The organism is Bacillus cereus group sp. N14 (assembly GCF_016483555.1).
Taxonomy (GTDB): domain Bacteria; phylum Bacillota; class Bacilli; order Bacillales; family Bacillaceae_G; genus Bacillus_A; species Bacillus_A wiedmannii.
In genome coordinates this window covers 273,449-290,629 of the sequence record NZ_JAEHBQ010000001.1, presented here as the reverse complement: position 1 = coordinate 290,629, position 17,181 = coordinate 273,449, and the positions used below count along the sequence as shown (strand labels likewise).

Here is a 17,181-nt window from a genome sequence, read left to right as displayed (position 1 = left end):
GAAAAGCCTATCAACTGATAGGCTTGTACTCTTTAATCACACGTAATGTTTGTAATGTCATATCTTCAGGACCTTGTACAGGTAAACCTGCTTCTAAGTTTTTACGAATATACTCTAAGTTATCTTGTGTAATAATTTCCCCCGGAGTAAAGATTGGAATCCCTGGCGGATAAACCATAACGAAATCAGCTATAATACGACCTGCTGCATTTTCAAACGGAATGACTTCTGTTTCCGAATAAAAAGCATCTCGAGGAGAAAGTGCTAGCACTGGAATTTCTGGAATTTCTACTTGTATTTGAACACCTTTATCGGCTTTATTTCTAAATGTTGCTGCTAAATCTTGTAATGCTGCAATAAGTGTATTTGTCTCACTTTCTGTATCCCCAAAAGTGACAAGACATAGTATGTTGTATAAATCTGAGAGTTCTACTTCAATGTTATATTGCTCTCTAAGCCATACTTCAGCCTGATGGCCTGTAATACCTAAATCTTTTACAGATACAATTATCTTTGTAGGATCGTAGTTAAAAGTAGCATCCGTACCTAGCATTTCTTTCCCAGGACAGTAAAGATCCTCAATAGCATTAATAGCATCACGAACTTGTTCCGCTAATTGTATTGTTTGTTCTATGAGTGCTGTTCCTTCTGTAGCAAGACGTTTTCTAGCAACATCTAGGGATGCTAACAAGATGTAAGAAGTTGATGTCGTCGTAAGCATGCTAATAATAGATTGAACATGTTTAACGTTCACAAGGCCTTCCTTCACGTTAAGAATAGAACTTTGCGTTAAAGATCCTCCTAATTTGTGAACACTTGTTGCTGCCATATCTGCACCGGCTTGCATCGCTGACATCGGCAATTCATCGTGAAAATGAATATGAACTCCATGAGCCTCATCAACTAGTACAGGGATATCATAAGAATGCGCTAATTGGACAATCTGTTCTAAGTCCGCAGCAAAGCCAAAGTATGTTGGATTAATAACAAGTAAGCCTTTCGCATCTGAATGCTCTTCAAGTGCCTTTTTGACAGATTGAATTGTGATTCCGTGTGAAATACCAAGTGTTGGATCGATTTCAGGATGCATGAAAATCGGTTTTGCACCTGAGAAAATAATAGCTGACATTACTGATTTATGCACGTTTCGTGGCACTAGGATTTTGTCACCAGGACCGCACACGCTCATCACCATTGTCATTATTGCACCACTTGTACCTTGAATAGAAAAGAAAGTATGATCTGCACCAAATGCAGCGGCTGCTAAATCTTGTGCTTCTTTAATCATACCTTTCGGATGATGTAAATCATCGAGCGGCGCAATATTAATTAAATCAATTGCTAATGCATTATGCCCAATAAATTCGCGAAATGTAGGATCCATGCCCTGTCCTTTTTTGTGACCAGGAATATGGAATTGAATTGGATTTCGCTTACTGTGCTCAACTAAAGCGGTAAACAATGGTGTTTCGTATTGGGACAATCTATACACCCCTTCTTTTTCATAATATTTATTAGAGTTTGTTTTATATAATCTTGTTCTAAAAAAGTTAAGTGCTTTTTAGAATGAGACTTGTTTTTCTGCCAATCACAAAAGCATTTTTGAGATGGTAGGTTCACTTTATTTTCTATAAAACAAAAGCATTATATCACCAATAATTATAGATGTATAGAAAAAAATATTTTTACAGTGAGTATGTTAAATAGTTATTTCCAATTAACTTATAGAGGAAGACAATTCCATCACAATGAATAAATAGTGTATAATGCAAAGTGGCTATAGTGAAGAAGAAAAAATCCCTTTAAGATAGCATATCGAAATAAGAAGAAATGATAAATGAGGTGCGAAATGGAATATCAATATCCGTTAGATTATGATTGGTCAAATGAGGAAATGGTTGTAATTGTGAAGTTTTATGAAGCAATTGAGAAAGCATACGAAAAAGGAATTATAAGAGAAGAATTAATGGGATTATATCGTCGTTTTAAAGAGATTGTTCCATCTAAAGCAGAAGAGAAGAAAATTGATAAAGAGTTTCAAGAAGTAAGTGGATATTCTATATACCGTGCGATTCAAAGGGCGAAAGAAACGGAAGAACAAAAGCTTGTTAAAATGTAAAAATATTTTGAAAAATGAAAACTGAAGTGATATAATGTGATAACAACTAAAAACGGACAATATAAATTGTCCGTTTTCTACTATCGATTACAAAGTGCATATAAAGGAAGGAGTGATTGCATCGTAGATTCAATCTTAGCAAGGAATTGTTCGTTGGTCATTGCTGAAAACTCCTCTGGTGATATATGAATACCAACTAATAATTCTGCTTTTTTCACAGTAGCTAGACGTTCAATCATCTTTTGTAAGTCTTCTGTTTCAAGTGTTTTATGTAATTTTACACTTGGTTTAGTATGGTCAATGGACCAAACGAAGTCATTTGGAATATTTGTTTTTAAATCATTTAAATGTTCTAAGAAGGCGTGAGCCGTCTCCACTTTTTGTGGACACTCATAGATTAAACCAAAGTATATGAAGGCATGAGTACCCCATAATCCAATTTGGAAATGTGGTAGCATTTTATATCCGCGTTTATTTGTTGAAAAAGCAACCCAAGTATCGTTTGGTGGATTGACTTTGCGACGTGCATGTTTTGCTACATGATAAAAAAAGTTCTCATCAGTTTGTTTGGATAAATACGTTGCAAACTGTTCCCCTAAAGCTTCCAGCTTAGGATGAATGTTCGTTTTAATTGCACTCATTCGTTCTTCGAGACCATCAACTGTAAAGACCTCAAAATCAGTTGACTTGAATGTTTGTAGTGTCATGATTGTTCCTCCAACTCCTATTTTGCTTTTATTTTAGCATAGCTTGTACTATTCATAAAAAAAACAGCACAAAAAAATTTAAATAAAAAAATATAATTTTGTTGCATAGATGATTTATCCAACATAGTATAGTATAAAACAAAAAATCAGAAAATTTAATCAATTCTAGTCCGAGGGCAGACGAATATTGGGAGGAGGCAAATAATATGAGACAGGTGATTAATGCGTTAAAGAGAACAGATGCTGAAAAGAGAATACCGGTGCTACGTTTGGAGCTAGATTATGAATTAGCAACTTTATATGATGCGATGATGGAAAATGATAAACTGAAAAAAGAAGAGTGTGTACAAAAGTTAGAAGTGTTAAGACTTGAAATGATTCGTTTAGAAGCGTAATAATAGTATATGTATAAAAAATTAGTTGGTGCGAACCTTATAAAGGGTTCGTTTTTTCTGTGAACAGTATAGATCGGAGTGTTTAAACATGCAAGAAGTATGGAAAGACATCGATGCACACGCCAAACAGTGGATTCGAGATGCAGGAGAGTTTTTAATGGCATCAATGGAAAAAGCACTTATTATAGAAACGAAATCCAATGCAGCTGATTTAGTAACAAATATGGACCGAGAAATAGAACAGTTTTTAATTGGGAAAATTAAAGAAACATTCCCGAACCATAATATTTTAGGAGAAGAAGGTTATGGAGATGAGGTAACTTCTTCTGAAGGGGTTGTTTGGTTAATTGATCCAATTGATGGCACGATGAACTTTGTTCATCAAAAAAGAAATTTCGCAATTTCAATTGGAATTTATGAGAACGGTATCGGAAAGGTTGGACTCATTTATGATCCAGTCCATGATGAATTATACCATGCGGTAAAGGGAGCTGGAGCATTTTGTAATGAAGTACCAATACCTTTATTGGAAAAAGGAACTGTAGAGCAAGGTATTGTAGCTGTAAATGCGATATGGCTTACCGACAATCCAATGCTTAATAAGGAAAGTATGATGGCACTGGTTAAGAAAGCAAGAGGCACGAGATCATATGGCTGTGCAGCGTTAGAGATGGTATACGTTGCAACAGGAAGAATAGATGCATATGTAACGCCGAGATTATCACCATGGGATTTTGGTGGGGGACAGATAATTGTAGAGGAAGTTGGAGGCAAGGTGACAACTTTTTCTGGATCCCCGCTTTCTATCGTAGAGAAGAGCAGCGTATTAGTTGCAAAACCAGGAGTGTATGAAGAGTTGTTACGATTTATAGCGGAGTAACAAAAAAAGTAAGAGGCTGTATAAGCGCTTCTTACTTTTTGACGTTATTTCGATTTACGCATTTTTCTTTTTGTTACAAAACCGTATCCAACTGTAACAAATGTGCCGATAATGCAAATAATAATACCGATGGGACTATTTTCAGCAACCATAATGCCGATACCAATTAAGAAAATAACACCGATAATTGCAGTTAATAAAAAGCGATATTGAATGTGTTCCATTTCTTCACCCTCCAATCTCATTTTACTTTCACAAAAGTAAGAATACAACTATATTTTCATTCTTGATTTTATTTTGATTGCCATTGTATCCCCTTCGCTCTTATAATAGAGAAGGATTAAAAAGACATTAGGAGTTGGACATGTTGAAAAAACGACAAGATTTACGAAATATAGCAATTATTGCCCACGTTGACCATGGTAAAACAACACTTGTTGACCAGTTATTACGTCAAGCGGGGACGTTCCGTGCGAATGAACATATTGAAGAACGCGCAATGGACTCAAACGATCTAGAAAGAGAACGTGGTATTACAATTTTAGCGAAGAATACTGCGATTCACTATGAAGATAAAAGAATTAACATTTTAGATACACCTGGTCACGCTGACTTCGGTGGAGAAGTAGAGCGTATCATGAAAATGGTTGATGGTGTTCTACTTGTTGTTGATGCATATGAAGGTTGTATGCCACAAACACGATTTGTTTTAAAGAAAGCTCTTGAGCAAAACTTAACTCCAATCGTTGTTGTAAACAAAATTGACCGTGACTTCGCTCGCCCTGATGAAGTAGTTGATGAAGTAGTTGACTTATTCATCGAACTTGGTGCAAACGAAGATCAATTAGAGTTCCCAGTTGTATTTGCATCAGCAATGAACGGAACAGCAAGCTTAGATTCAAATCCAGCAAATCAAGAAGAGAATATGAAATCATTGTTTGACACAATTATTGAACATATTCCAGCACCAGTTGATAACAGCGAAGAGCCACTTCAATTCCAAGTAGCACTTCTTGATTACAATGACTATGTTGGTCGTATCGGAGTTGGACGCGTATTCCGTGGTACAATGAAAGTAGGACAACAAGTTGCATTAATGAAAGTTGATGGAACTGTAAAACAATTCCGTGTAACGAAATTATTTGGTTACATTGGATTAAAACGTCAAGAAATTGAAGAAGCAAAAGCTGGAGATTTAGTAGCTGTTTCAGGTATGGAAGACATTAACGTAGGTGAAACGGTATGTCCGGTTGAGCATGAAGAGGCTTTACCATTATTACGTATTGATGAGCCAACACTACAAATGACATTCCTTGTAAATAACAGCCCATTTGCAGGTCGTGAAGGTAAATTCATTACATCTCGTAAAATTGAAGAGCGTCTTCGTTCACAATTAGAAACAGATGTAAGTTTACGTGTAGATAATACAGATTCTCCTGATGCGTGGATCGTATCTGGACGCGGGGAATTACATTTATCTATCCTAATTGAAAACATGCGTCGTGAAGGTTATGAACTACAAGTATCTAAGCCTGAAGTAATTATTAAAGAAGTTGATGGCGTAAGATGTGAGCCTGTAGAGCGCGTGCAAATCGATGTACCTGAAGAATACACTGGTTCTATTATGGAATCTATGGGTGCACGTAAAGGTGAAATGTTAGATATGGTGAATAACGGAAACGGTCAAGTTCGCCTTACTTTCATGGTTCCAGCACGTGGTTTAATTGGTTACACAACAGAATTCTTAACATTAACTCGTGGTTACGGTATTTTAAACCATACATTCGATTGCTACCAACCAGTACACGCTGGACAAGTTGGTGGACGTCGCCAAGGTGTTCTAGTTTCACTTGAAACAGGAAAAGCATCACAATACGGTATTATGCAAGTTGAAGACCGTGGTGTAATCTTCGTTGAACCAGGTACAGAAGTATATGCTGGTATGATTGTTGGAGAACACACTCGTGAGAATGACTTAACAGTTAACGTTGTAAAAATGAAACAACAAACTAATATTCGTTCTGCGACGAAAGATCAAACTTCAACAATGAAAAAACCACGCTTAATGACTTTAGAAGAGTCATTAGAGTATTTAAACGATGACGAGTTCTGTGAAGTAACTCCAGAATCAATTCGTCTACGTAAAAAGATTCTTGATAAGAGCGAGCGCGAAAGAGCTGCTAAGAAAAAGAAATCTGTAGAAGCGTAAAATAATAGAACAGCTACCTTTGAGGGGTAGCTGTTTTTTTATTGTATTTATTTTTGGAATATTTACTCTTTTTTGTGGACAGTATTTTTTTTGCGGGTTACTCTTGTATTAAGTACATAAATAAAATTTGTTTCTTGTGAGAAAGGGGGATGAATGATGTTAGAAAGAATGTCGTTTTTTGCGAAATTATGTAAAGTTGATGAAAATCCAGAACTAGGGATGTGGTTGCTATATGGCATCATTATTATATTAAGTGCACTTGTGTATAATTTAGGTTTTGCAAGAAAACTATCAATAATAAAAAATATAGTGATATATATATCGTTAGCGATTGGGTGTACAGTTTTAACTTTCTTTGCAGTTTTTTTACCTGTTGGAGAGGGCCTTGTTGTAGCGGCAATTGTACTTGGGATTTATAGGTTGCGTTTACGTCAAGCGAGACAACAAAAAGCAGGATGAGGGGGGGAGTTTTATGCGTTCAGTACAAGATGCATTATATAATTGGTTAACAATTAAAACAGTTGCCGAAGCACGTCCAGATGATCGTGCTGCAAAAGAAACGTATTTGTTATTTCAAAATATGATATATGAGGAACATAAATTAAAGAATGTGGAAGTTAAAAAGAATGAAGAAATGTATTTGATTACATATGAAATGAATGGAGAAAGAAAATCTGCGAGGTTTCCGTTAGAAGCTATTGATTGCTTTTTGGATCAAATGAATCGTGAACCTGAAAAATATAAATAAGTCCTTATCTATATGATTAAGGACTTATTTACATTTTACCAATCGTCTTCGACTTTTTTATCACGATATAATCGGAAATTACCACTTGCATGACGTTCCATCGTACGTTCTGCAATTCGTTCCGAACATTCCATGCACATATATGTATGAATAGGGCGGTTACGTAGTTTTTTTGCCATAGGATTTTCATCATCTAACATATCTTTTTTATCACAAATCATACATTTGACTCTCATTTCGTCACCTCAATACGAATTCTATCAGTATAAGTATATCATGGAAGTGTAATATTTTTGAATAATAGCGGGAAAAAATAATATTTTCGCAATTCGAAAAATAAGTTATGATAAGGATATACTAATTATATTTGGAGGTGGAAATATGGCGAATGTAGTAGATCCTACATTAACAGATGATTTAGTACAAACGTTACGTAAAGAATGTATTGTTATGGTAGCAACAACAGACTTCGAAAAACAAGTTCCTAACGTAAGTGCTATTTCTTGGGTGTATGCAGTGAGTAAAACTAGTATTCGATTTGCAGTAGATCAACGTTCACGTATTGTGGAAAATATACGGCATAGTACTGGGCTAGTATTGACTATAATGGCGAATGAATCCGTATTTTCCATAAGTGGTGCAGGTGAAATTTTGACTGATAGAATGGAAGGCATTCCTCTAAAATTAACTGTAATAGAAGTAAATGTACAAGAAGTACGTGATGTTATGTTTTATGGAGCGAAGCTTGCAACTGAGCCAACCTATGAAAAAACATATGATATTCGCGCAGCGAAAAAGCTGGATAACCAAGTGTTAGTAGGAATAAAAGAATTATAAATGTGATAAATAAGAAAATAAGTTATTAACTTTTGTAATCAGTTATTGTGATTTTATGTTAATAATTATAATTAAAAGTAATATATTGAATAGAAATGAATAAAAAATAAATAAAAGGTTTCATGGCTATGAATTTCGATTCTACCTCGTTTATACGGTACATATAATTATAACAATGGTTCGTCCATATTTTATGGATGAAACCCTTGTTCTACAAATTTAAAAGTGGAGTCAGGGGGTAACAGGTTGGATAAAATTTATGTGTTAGATACGAATGTACTTTTGCAGGATCCTTTATCTATTTTTTCATTTGAAACAAATGAAGTAGTGATTCCAGCAGTTGTATTAGAAGAGGTTGATTCGAAAAAACGTTATATGGATGAAGTAGGACGAAACGCTCGTTATGTATCTAAGCTAATAGACAAATTTCGTGAAATAGGAAAGCTGCATGAAAGTATTCCGTTAGAAAACGGCGGTACATTTCGTATTGAATTAAATCATCGTTCATTTGTTCAACTACAAGATATTTTTGTAGAAAAAACGAATGATAATCGAATTTTAGCTGTAGCAAAAAATCTATCTTTAGAAGAACAAGAAAAAGAGGACGGGAAGTCTGTTATTTTAGTAAGTAAAGACGTGCTCGTAAGGGTAAAAGCTGATGCAATTGGTTTGAAGGCGGAAGATTATTTAAGTGATCGTGTAATTGAAGTAGATAATATATATTCAGGATTTTTAGAAGGGTATATATCAAAAGAGCAATTAGATTATTTTTATGAAAAAGGTGAATTGCCTTTATCCGAAATTGCAAATCACCCTTTTTATCCAAATCAGTTTGTAGTAATGAAAGATGCATTAGGGGGATCTAGTTCAGCACTTGGCATTGTGGATCATTTAGGTAAGAAGGTAAAGAAACTTATTTTTCACAATGAACAAGTATGGGGGATACGACCACGAAATGTGCAACAAATTATGGGATTAGAATTGTTGCTTCGTGAAGATATTCCGCTAGTAACGTTAACGGGGAAAGCTGGTACAGGAAAAACATTACTCGCGTTGGCTTCAGGACTCATGCAAACGGAAGATTTAGGACTATATAAAAAACTACTCGTTGCAAGGCCAATTGTTCCGGTCGGAAAAGATATCGGTTATTTACCAGGAGAAAAAGAAGAAAAGTTAAGACCATGGATGCAACCGATTTTTGATAATCTAGAGTATTTATTTAATACGAAAAAGCCAGGAGAGTTAGATGCTATTTTAGCTGGAATGGGTTCGATTGAAGTAGAGGCCCTTACCTATATACGTGGGAGAAGTATTCCAGATCAGTTCATTATAATTGATGAAGCACAAAATTTAACGAAGCATGAAGTGAAAACGATATTAACAAGGGTAGGAGAAAAAAGTAAAATTGTATTAATGGGAGATCCTCAGCAAATTGATCACCCGTATTTGGATGAATATAATAATGGTTTAACATATGTTGTAGAGAAGTTTAAAGAGCAACGTATTAGTGGTCATGTAAAGTTTGTTAAAGGGGAGCGGTCTAATTTAGCTCAACTTGCAGCAGATTTATTATAAAAGGAGTGAGCTGAGGCTCACTCCTTTTTCTTCCAAGTATACACTTTAAATAATTGTAAATTTACGGATGTTACGGATTGGATTTTGTCTATTAGATCCATCATTGTAATATAGATGAACAGGTCCATCCTCTTTTAATGGCTTTCCTTCTTTTGAAAAACCAAGAATAGCATTTGCTACAGTTTCTAATGGAAGTATTATTGTTTGATCTACTGTTTCAATTTCGACTTGCGTAGCGTCCTCTGAAGTTTCGGCGTTAGCAAGAAATGGATGAAATGGTATACCGAACGTTCCGGTAATTAGTTGTTCTTTTTTATATTTCTTTACACTTTGTTGTATCGGTGGAAACGCAGCACCATCACGGATTTCGCGATCCCAATGCTCTGAAGTGTTTTTTAAATAAGCTTCTAGTTCTGAAGTGTTTTCTCTTGTTTCATCAAAGTAAGTTGTCAAATCTACTTTTCGATCATCAAAGATCCAAACAGTTGGATCGATAGTGATTGGAAAACGAACTTTTCCATTAATAAATAAAATTTCGCTCATTGTTGTTCCCCCATTTGTGTTATACTCCCACTTTTCAGTATAATAGCATTAGACACGGTTGTCACAAAAAATGTTTCTATTGCAATTTACTAAAACTATCGCTAATATTAATAGATAGGAGAGAGTAGGACGGAAACGGAGGGAATCAATTTGGCGTCTGAGACAGTATCAAATCATCAGGAAAAGGCACTAGCCCTTCTACAAGCGGATGCGGAGAAGATTTTAAGACTTATTAAGGTGCAAATGGACAATCTTACAATGCCGCAATGTCCATTATATGAAGAAGTGTTAGACACACAAATGTTTGGACTATCCCGCGAGGTCGATTTTGCAGTTCGCCTTGGTCTTATTGCAGAAGAACAAGGGAAAGCAATGTTAGGAGAGCTTGAACGTGAGTTATCTGCACTTCATGAAGCATTTACGAACAAACAACAATAACGGGTTCAAATAGGGGGGCTCAAACTGAAATAGTTTGGGCTTTTTATTTGTATAATAAAGCAGGAAGAATCAATGTACATATGGAATACAACAATAATTAAATTGAAACAGAAAGAGGAAATGAAATGAAAAGAGTATGGAAATCAATGGATTATTCATTATTACTTCCTCTTGTTATCTTATGTGTGTTGGGAGTTATAATGGTATATAGTTCTAGTTCCATTGTCGCGATTTCGTCGAAATATAACTGGCCAGCAGATCACTTTTTTAAAAAACAATTAGTTGCTCTTGCTATTGGAACAGTAATACTAGTGATTGTCGCTGTAATTCCTTACAAATTTTGGAGGGAAAAAATAGTTCTTACAGCGATGGGGTTAGGGAGTCTGGGCTTACTAGCAGCAGCTTTTCTTTTCGGTAAGGTAATCAATGGTGCAAAAGGATGGATACTAGGTATACAACCAGCTGAGTTTGTAAAAATAGCAGTTATTATTACGCTAGCAAGTTTTTTTGCTAAGAAACAAGAGAGGCAAACCCCTTTTTTTCAAGGGATAATACCTCCTATATTTGTTGTCGGTGGATCGATGGTATTAATTTTATTACAAAATGACTTAGGGACCGACATATTAATAGGTGGAACAGTGTTAATTATGTTCTTCTGTTCAGGAGTTAATGTTAACTTGTGGATTAAAAGATTTTTATTAACATCTGTCGTGTGGATTCCGGCGTTGTATTTTATCGGAAACTATAAATTAAGTCTATACCAAAAAGCTCGATTTTCAGTTTTTCTTGATCCATTTAGTGATCCGCAAAATGATGGATTTCAACTAATAAATTCATTTATTGGAATTGCCTCAGGTGGATTAGGTGGTAGAGGATTAGGGAATAGTATACAAAAGTATGGCTACTTACCAGAGCCGCAAACGGATTTTATTATGGCAATTATATCTGAAGAACTAGGTTTTATAGGTGTAGCTATCATTTTAATCTGTTTACTACTTATTATCATTCGTTCGTTTAGAGTAGCACAAAAGTGTAAAGATCCATTTGGAAGTTTAATTGCAATCGGAATTGCAAGTTTAATTGGGATACAAACTTTTGTTAATGTTGGTGGTATGTCTGGATTAATACCACTTACAGGAGTACCTTTACCGTTTATTAGTTATGGTGGTAGTTCTTTATTGGCTAATCTAATCTCGATGGGTATATTATTAAATATTGCTAGTCATGTAAAACGACAAGAGAAACAACAAAATGAGATAATGAAAGAAAGAGAGCAAGATGGACCGCGTCTTGTTGTAGTAAAATAAAAAACACATTGTGCTTTAGAGCGTGATGTGTTTTTTTATGTTCAAGAAACATTGAATAGGATACATTAATTGATATATATATTAAAAAATATATCACATTTAATTAAATGTGATATACAATTAAGTTGTTAGAAAAGGAAGAGGTATGCTATACTATTTTTGTGAAACAAATTGATCAGAAAACTTATCATTTGTTAAAAAATAAGGTATGATGGATAAAAATAAAGTGAAGCTTTCTAACTATAATATAATGTAGAAAGTGAAGAACTTCACGCTCTTTATGGTGTGTATATATTTTATCTCTAGAGTGGTAGGAAAGTAGAGGGGGAAAATCATGACAAAGCTGCAACGTATTCAAAAAGTATTGGTAGCTAACCGTGGAGAGATTGCAATTCGTGTGTTTCGAGCTTGTTCGGAACTTGGATTAAAAACAGTTGCAATCTATTCTAAAGAGGATAGCGGTTCTTATCATCGTTATAAAGCCGATGAGTCCTATTTAGTTGGGGAAGGGAAAAAGCCAATTGATGCTTATCTAGATGTTGAGGGCATTATTGAGATTGCGAAAAGTAATCATGTAGATGCAATCCACCCTGGATATGGTTTCTTGTCAGAAAATATTCAATTCGCAAAACGTTGTGAAGAAGAAGGGATTATCTTTATTGGTCCAAAGAGTAAGCATTTAGATATGTTTGGAGATAAAGTGAAAGCAAGAACACAAGCGCAGCTAGCACAAATTCCAGTTATTCCTGGTAGTGATGGGCCAGTAAATTCAATAGAAGAAGTCGAAGAATTTGCTGAAAAGTATGATTACCCGATTATTATTAAAGCTTCCCTTGGCGGTGGCGGTCGTGGTATGCGTATTGTACGTACTAGTGAAGAATTAAGAGAATCGTATAATCGAGCGAAGTCAGAAGCGAAAGCAGCCTTTGGTAATGATGAAGTATACGTTGAAAAATTCGTTGAAAAACCTAAACATATAGAAGTTCAAATTTTAGCAGATGAAGAGGGCAATGTTGTACATTTATATGAGCGTGATTGTTCTGTACAACGTCGTCATCAAAAAGTTGTAGAAATTGCACCAAGTGTGTCGCTTTCAGATGATTTACGTCATCGTATTTGTGATGCTGCTGTGAAATTAACGAAAAATGTAAACTATTTAAATGCAGGAACAGTAGAATTTCTTGTAAAAGGTGATGAGTTTTACTTTATTGAAGTAAATCCGCGTGTTCAAGTTGAACATACGATTACAGAGATGATTACAGGAGTCGATATCGTTCAATCGCAAATTTTAATAGCTGATGGACATGCATTACATAGTAAAATAGTAGGTGTTCCGAAGCAAGAGGAAGTAGTTGTGCATGGATTTGCAATCCAATCTCGTGTAACAACTGAGGATCCACTAAATAATTTTATGCCGGATACAGGAAAAATAATGGCGTACCGATCAGGCGGTGGTTTCGGTGTGCGTCTTGATACAGGAAATAGCTTCCAAGGTGCAGTTATTACACCGTACTACGATTCTTTACTTGTAAAAGTTACAACATGGGCGCTTACTTTTGAACAAGCTGCTGCAAAAATGGAACGTAACTTAAAAGAATTCCGTATTCGTGGTATTAAAACAAATATTCCATTCCTAGAGAATGTAGTAAAACATAAAAACTTCTTATCAGGAGAATATGATACTTCGTTTATTGATGTGTCACCTGAACTATTCTTGTTCCCGAAACGTAAAGACCGCGGAACGAAAATGTTAAATTACATTGGTTCAGTAACAGTAAATGGCTTCCCAGGAGTAGGGAAAAAAGAGAAACCAATTTTCCCGGATGCTCGTATACCGAATGTATTACATTCAGAGCCAATCCAAAATGGAACGAAACAAATTTTGGACGAGCGTGGAGCAGATGGATTAGTAAAATGGGTACAAGATCAAAACCGTGTACTTTTAACGGATACAACATTCCGTGATGCGCATCAGTCATTACTTGCAACTCGTATTCGTACAAAAGATTTACATCAAATTGCAGAGCCAACAGCGAGAATGTTACCGAACCTATTCTCAGCGGAAATGTGGGGTGGTGCAACGTTTGATGTTGCATATCGTTTCTTAAAGGAAGATCCATGGGAACGATTACTAGATCTTCGTGAAAAAATGCCAAACGTTTTATTCCAAATGTTACTTCGTTCTTCAAACGCAGTTGGTTACAAAAACTATCCGGATAATTTAATTCAAAAATTTGTGGAATGTTCTGCTCAAGCTGGAATTGATGTCTTCCGTATTTTTGATAGCTTAAACTGGGTAGAAGGTATGAGAGTTGCGATTGATGCTGTACGAGATACTGGTAAAATTGCAGAAGCAACAATGTGCTACACAGGAGATATTCATGATCCGTTACGTAGTAAATATGATTTGAATTATTATAAAAACTTAGCAAAAGAGTTAGAAGCATCAGGAGCACATATATTAGGAATTAAAGATATGGCAGGCTTATTAAAACCTAATGCGGCATATGATTTAGTTTCTGCATTAAAAGAGACGGTATCGATTCCGATTCACTTGCATACACACGATACGAGTGGAAATGGTATATTAACGTATACAAAGGCAATTGAAGCAGGTGTTGACATTGTCGATGTAGCAGTAAGTTCTATGGCTGGTCAAACGTCACAACCAAGTGCGAACACGCTATACTATGCATTAGGTGGAAACGAAAGACAGCCAGACGTTAATATAGATTCATTAGAAAAACTATCTCATTATTGGGAAGATGTACGTAAATACTACGCACCGTTTGAAAGTGGTATGAATGCACCTCATACAGAGGTATATATGCACGAAATGCCAGGCGGACAGTATAGTAATCTACAACAACAAGCGAAAGCGGTTGGTTTAGGAGATCGCTTCGATGAAGTGAAAGTAATGTACCGCCGTGTGAATGACATGTTTGGCGATATTGTTAAAGTAACACCATCATCTAAAGTTGTCGGTGATATGGCATTATTTATGGTTCAAAATCACTTAACAGAACAAGATGTTTTAGAGCGTGGGCATTCTATGGACTTCCCAGGATCTGTTGTTGAAATGTTCTCAGGAGATTTAGGACAACCGTATGGTGGTTTCCCGAAAAAGTTACAAGAAATTATTTTAAAAGGGAAAGAGCCATTAACAGTAAGACCGGGTGAATTATTAGAGCCAGTAGATTTCGACGCGTTAAAAGAAGAGCTATTCCATAAGCTTGGACGCGAAGTGACGATTTTTGATGTTGTTGCATATGCATTATATCCAAAAGTATTTATGGATTACGAAAAAGTTGCTGAGCTTTATGGAAGTGTGTCTGTGCTTGATACACCGACATTCTTCTATGGTATGAGACTTGGTGAAGAAATTAATGTGGAAATCGAACAAGGTAAAACATTGATGGTTAAACTAGTATCAATCGGAGAGCCTCAGCCAGATGGAAATCGTATTCTTTACTTGGAGTTTAACGGTCAACCACGTGAGATTGTTGTGAAAGACGAAAGTGTGAAAGCAACAGTGGCACAACGTGTGAAAGGAAACCGTGAAAATCCAAACCACATTAGTGCAACAATGCCGGGAACGGTTATTAAAGTAGTTGTAAAAGAAGGCGATGAAGTGAAAAAAGGCGATTCTATGGCAATTACAGAAGCGATGAAAATGGAAACGACAGTTCAAGCGCCGTTCAATGGTAAAGTGAAAAAAGTATATGTTAACGATGGAGATGCAATTCAAACGGGTGACTTACTCATTGAATTAGATCACTAAAAAAGAAAAAGAGCTGTGTAAATGCAGCTCTTTTTCTTTATCCCGCTATTCGCCGGACAGTAAGACACCCGCCTCAAAATTCAGCGAAAACAAAGAAGTTAGATGGGGGATCAACTGCCCATAAAAGCCTGATTGGTGCGGGCTAATAATCAGTGGGGGATGAAGCCCCCACTGATTAAAGTTTCACTTTATTGCAAAAAATACCTTGCCAATTCAGCAAGGTATTTTAATTTGAATTTATTTTGTTTGTTTAGAAGTTGATTCAGCTTCTTTTGCATTCACTTTACTTCGTGTACCTAACATAACTAAATAGCATAGTACAGCAAACAAGCAAGAAATGAATAGTGAATGTAATAATGCCATTACTAAATTAGCATTTGTAAATACGACTAAAATTCCTACGATAGCTTGAAGTGTAACAAGGATAAATGAAATGATCCATCCCCAGTATACGACAGGCTGCTGCTTGTAATGGCGAATAGCGAGAATCATCGCGTATAGTATCCAAGCGAAAATTAACATCGCTGCAACTCTATGTCCCATTTGAACCCATTCATGTAGTTGAGTTGGCATAGGTCTATTTTTGCTACATAAAGGAAAGTCTGGACAGGCTAAGCTAGCTCGTTCGTGACGTACTAAAGCACCTGTGTAGACGACAATATAACTGTAAATTGTTACACCATAAATATGAAATTTCATTTTTTTGTCCATAATAAGTGAACGTGCATCAAATTTCTGATCAATTTCAAAGATAAGACACGTTAATAAAATGACAGAAGCAAATGAAATTAAGGAAATACCGAAATGGATAGCAAGTACAGCTGGCATTTGTCCCCAAACAACTGCTGCCGCTCCCATTAATGCTTGCGCAACTAAAAATACGAAGGATAAAATTGCTAACGTTTTTGTTTCGCGCACATGTTTATAATATTTCCAGGACAAAATACAAAGGAGAGTGACAAGAATTCCTGCTGATCCTGATGTAAGGCGGTGACTTAGTTCAATAATAGTTTCCATTGATAAATTAGATGGAACAAATTCACCGTTACAAAGTGGCCATGATTTACCGCACCCTTGGCCAGAACCTGTTTTTGTAACTAAGGCGCCTCCTAGTAAAACTATTAATAAATCAAGACTCGTAATGACTGCTAACCATTTAATAAAGCGTTGCAATCTATTTCACCATCTTTCTGCTATGAAGTTATTGCGAAATATTTTCATTCCATTATGTATAGAATAAAAAGCGCTAGTTCCTATGATATATAAAAAATAATAAAATAGCAAAGAAATGGCGGGGGCAGACAGGGGAGAGAAAATGGGTGTGGAAATAGGATATATAAGGGAATTTTTAGGTGAAAAACAGGCTATTTTGAAAAGATATGGGGAGAATACGTGTTAAATATGACAAAAAAGTTTATTATAGAAGGTAACATCATGTTATGATAAGGACAAGTAAGAATTAAGTTTTTATATTCGACACAAAAAGTTCATGTTTTCTTCACAAAATGTTCGGGAAATATGATTTAATATATTGGAGTATGGGCGTAGATTAGTAGTAGAATGGATTAACAATATTTCTACTGTAATAATATTGCTATATAGAAGCGAAATATTTCATTCGAAATAGGCGCAAAAAGAAAGA

At 35.5% G+C, this 17,181-nt stretch carries 17 protein-coding genes; 11 read left to right on the top strand and 6 right to left on the bottom strand.

Annotation, left to right across the window (positions count from 1 at the left end; genetic code table 11):
- Positions 1–10 precede the first annotated feature (10 nt).
- Positions 11–1,483 (bottom strand): arginine decarboxylase, encoded by a 1,473-nt coding sequence (gene speA / locus JDS82_RS01405; RefSeq protein WP_000084906.1) that lies wholly within the window; start codon positions 1,481–1,483, stop codon positions 11–13.
- A 366-nt stretch (positions 1,484–1,849) separates the two neighbouring features.
- Between speA and JDS82_RS01400 the strand changes: the two genes are divergently transcribed.
- Complete coding sequence (locus JDS82_RS01400; protein ID WP_000456565.1) at positions 1,850–2,119, top strand: UPF0223 family protein; 270 nt, start codon at positions 1,850–1,852, stop codon at positions 2,117–2,119.
- 80 nt (positions 2,120–2,199) lie between these two features.
- On the opposite strand, the gene JDS82_RS01395 is transcribed toward JDS82_RS01400, so the two are convergent.
- Positions 2,200–2,826, bottom strand: a complete 627-nt coding sequence (locus JDS82_RS01395) for a YktB family protein (protein WP_000175087.1) — start codon at positions 2,824–2,826, stop codon at positions 2,200–2,202.
- A 206-nt stretch (positions 2,827–3,032) separates the two neighbouring features.
- Between JDS82_RS01395 and JDS82_RS01390 the strand changes: the two genes are divergently transcribed.
- Positions 3,033–3,221 (top strand): hypothetical protein, encoded by a 189-nt coding sequence (locus JDS82_RS01390; protein ID WP_001250166.1) that lies wholly within the window; start codon positions 3,033–3,035, stop codon positions 3,219–3,221.
- Positions 3,222–3,309: 88 nt separating this feature from the next.
- A complete protein-coding gene (locus JDS82_RS01385; protein WP_048565660.1) occupies positions 3,310–4,101 on the top strand; it encodes an inositol monophosphatase family protein in 792 nt (263 codons plus the stop codon).
- A gap of 44 nt (positions 4,102–4,145) precedes the next feature.
- Here JDS82_RS01385 and JDS82_RS01380 read toward each other — a convergent pair whose 3' ends face one another.
- Positions 4,146–4,325, bottom strand: a complete 180-nt coding sequence (locus tag JDS82_RS01380) for a DUF5325 family protein (protein WP_000400128.1) — start codon at positions 4,323–4,325, stop codon at positions 4,146–4,148.
- Between the two features lie 140 nt (positions 4,326–4,465).
- On the opposite strand from JDS82_RS01380, the gene typA reads away from it, so the two are divergent.
- The 3 genes from typA (at position 4,466) to JDS82_RS01365 (ending at position 7,058) form a co-directional block, all read left to right on the top strand.
- Positions 4,466–6,310: a translational GTPase TypA gene (gene typA / locus JDS82_RS01375; RefSeq protein ID WP_000914755.1), complete on the top strand. Its 1,845-nt coding sequence runs from the start codon at positions 4,466–4,468 to the stop codon at positions 6,308–6,310.
- Between the two features lie 156 nt (positions 6,311–6,466).
- A complete protein-coding gene (locus JDS82_RS01370; RefSeq protein ID WP_000893656.1) occupies positions 6,467–6,769 on the top strand; it encodes a YlaH-like family protein in 303 nt (100 codons plus the stop codon).
- A 13-nt stretch (positions 6,770–6,782) separates the two neighbouring features.
- Positions 6,783–7,058 carry a hypothetical protein gene (locus JDS82_RS01365; protein WP_001258133.1) on the top strand — a complete coding sequence of 92 codons (276 nt, stop codon included), beginning with the start codon at positions 6,783–6,785 and terminating at the stop codon, positions 7,056–7,058.
- 35 nt (positions 7,059–7,093) lie between these two features.
- Here the strand turns inward: JDS82_RS01365 and JDS82_RS01360 are convergent, their stop codons facing one another.
- A complete protein-coding gene (locus JDS82_RS01360; protein ID WP_001995040.1) occupies positions 7,094–7,294 on the bottom strand; it encodes a YlaI family protein in 201 nt (66 codons plus the stop codon).
- A gap of 145 nt (positions 7,295–7,439) precedes the next feature.
- Here JDS82_RS01360 and JDS82_RS01355 point away from each other — a divergent pair, with 145 nt between their 5' ends.
- Together JDS82_RS01355 and JDS82_RS01350 are read left to right on the top strand one after the other, a co-directional pair.
- Positions 7,440–7,895 carry a PNPOx family protein gene (locus tag JDS82_RS01355; RefSeq protein WP_000024571.1) on the top strand — a complete coding sequence of 152 codons (456 nt, stop codon included), beginning with the start codon at positions 7,440–7,442 and terminating at the stop codon, positions 7,893–7,895.
- A 246-nt stretch (positions 7,896–8,141) separates the two neighbouring features.
- Entirely contained in the window at positions 8,142–9,470 is a 1,329-nt protein-coding gene (locus JDS82_RS01350; protein WP_000358079.1) for a PhoH family protein, read from the top strand.
- Between the two features lie 45 nt (positions 9,471–9,515).
- On the opposite strand, the gene JDS82_RS01345 is transcribed toward JDS82_RS01350, so the two are convergent.
- Positions 9,516–10,013 (bottom strand): hypothetical protein, encoded by a 498-nt coding sequence (locus tag JDS82_RS01345; protein ID WP_001289802.1) that lies wholly within the window; start codon positions 10,011–10,013, stop codon positions 9,516–9,518.
- Between the two features lie 150 nt (positions 10,014–10,163).
- Here JDS82_RS01345 and JDS82_RS01340 point away from each other — a divergent pair, with 150 nt between their 5' ends.
- From JDS82_RS01340 to pyc, 3 genes are all read left to right on the top strand, one after another.
- Positions 10,164–10,451: an Fpa/YlaN family protein gene (locus JDS82_RS01340; RefSeq protein ID WP_000135698.1), complete on the top strand. Its 288-nt coding sequence runs from the start codon at positions 10,164–10,166 to the stop codon at positions 10,449–10,451.
- A gap of 125 nt (positions 10,452–10,576) precedes the next feature.
- Positions 10,577–11,758, top strand: a complete 1,182-nt coding sequence (locus JDS82_RS01335) for an FtsW/RodA/SpoVE family cell cycle protein (RefSeq protein WP_199712520.1) — start codon at positions 10,577–10,579, stop codon at positions 11,756–11,758.
- 334 nt (positions 11,759–12,092) lie between these two features.
- Complete coding sequence (gene pyc, locus JDS82_RS01330) at positions 12,093–15,539, top strand: pyruvate carboxylase (RefSeq protein WP_199712519.1); 3,447 nt, start codon at positions 12,093–12,095, stop codon at positions 15,537–15,539.
- 237 nt (positions 15,540–15,776) lie between these two features.
- On the opposite strand, the gene ctaA is transcribed toward pyc, so the two are convergent.
- Positions 15,777–16,712: a heme A synthase gene (gene ctaA / locus JDS82_RS01325; protein ID WP_001188735.1), complete on the bottom strand. Its 936-nt coding sequence runs from the start codon at positions 16,710–16,712 to the stop codon at positions 15,777–15,779.
- Positions 16,713–17,181 lie beyond the last annotated feature (469 nt).

Excerpts from the sequence above, each read along its gene's own strand:
- typA (WP_000914755.1), top strand. The coding sequence starts at position 4,466 with ATGTTGAAAAAACGACAAGATTTACGAAATATAGCAATTATTGCCCAC.
- JDS82_RS01385 (WP_048565660.1), top strand. The coding sequence starts at position 3,310 with ATGCAAGAAGTATGGAAAGACATCGATGCACACGCCAAACAGTGGATT.
- JDS82_RS01380 (WP_000400128.1), bottom strand. The coding sequence starts at position 4,325 with ATGGAACACATTCAATATCGCTTTTTATTAACTGCAATTATCGGTGTT.
- JDS82_RS01360 (WP_001995040.1), bottom strand. The coding sequence starts at position 7,294 with ATGAGAGTCAAATGTATGATTTGTGATAAAAAAGATATGTTAGATGAT.
- JDS82_RS01355 (WP_000024571.1), top strand. The coding sequence starts at position 7,440 with ATGGCGAATGTAGTAGATCCTACATTAACAGATGATTTAGTACAAACG.
- JDS82_RS01365 (WP_001258133.1), top strand. The coding sequence starts at position 6,783 with ATGCGTTCAGTACAAGATGCATTATATAATTGGTTAACAATTAAAACA.
- JDS82_RS01390 (WP_001250166.1), top strand. The coding sequence starts at position 3,033 with ATGAGACAGGTGATTAATGCGTTAAAGAGAACAGATGCTGAAAAGAGA.
- JDS82_RS01335 (WP_199712520.1), top strand. The coding sequence starts at position 10,577 with ATGAAAAGAGTATGGAAATCAATGGATTATTCATTATTACTTCCTCTT.
- pyc (WP_199712519.1), top strand. The coding sequence starts at position 12,093 with ATGACAAAGCTGCAACGTATTCAAAAAGTATTGGTAGCTAACCGTGGA.
- JDS82_RS01395 (WP_000175087.1), bottom strand. The coding sequence starts at position 2,826 with ATGACACTACAAACATTCAAGTCAACTGATTTTGAGGTCTTTACAGTT.
- JDS82_RS01400 (WP_000456565.1), top strand. The coding sequence starts at position 1,850 with ATGGAATATCAATATCCGTTAGATTATGATTGGTCAAATGAGGAAATG.
- JDS82_RS01345 (WP_001289802.1), bottom strand. The coding sequence starts at position 10,013 with ATGAGCGAAATTTTATTTATTAATGGAAAAGTTCGTTTTCCAATCACT.
- JDS82_RS01370 (WP_000893656.1), top strand. The coding sequence starts at position 6,467 with ATGTTAGAAAGAATGTCGTTTTTTGCGAAATTATGTAAAGTTGATGAA.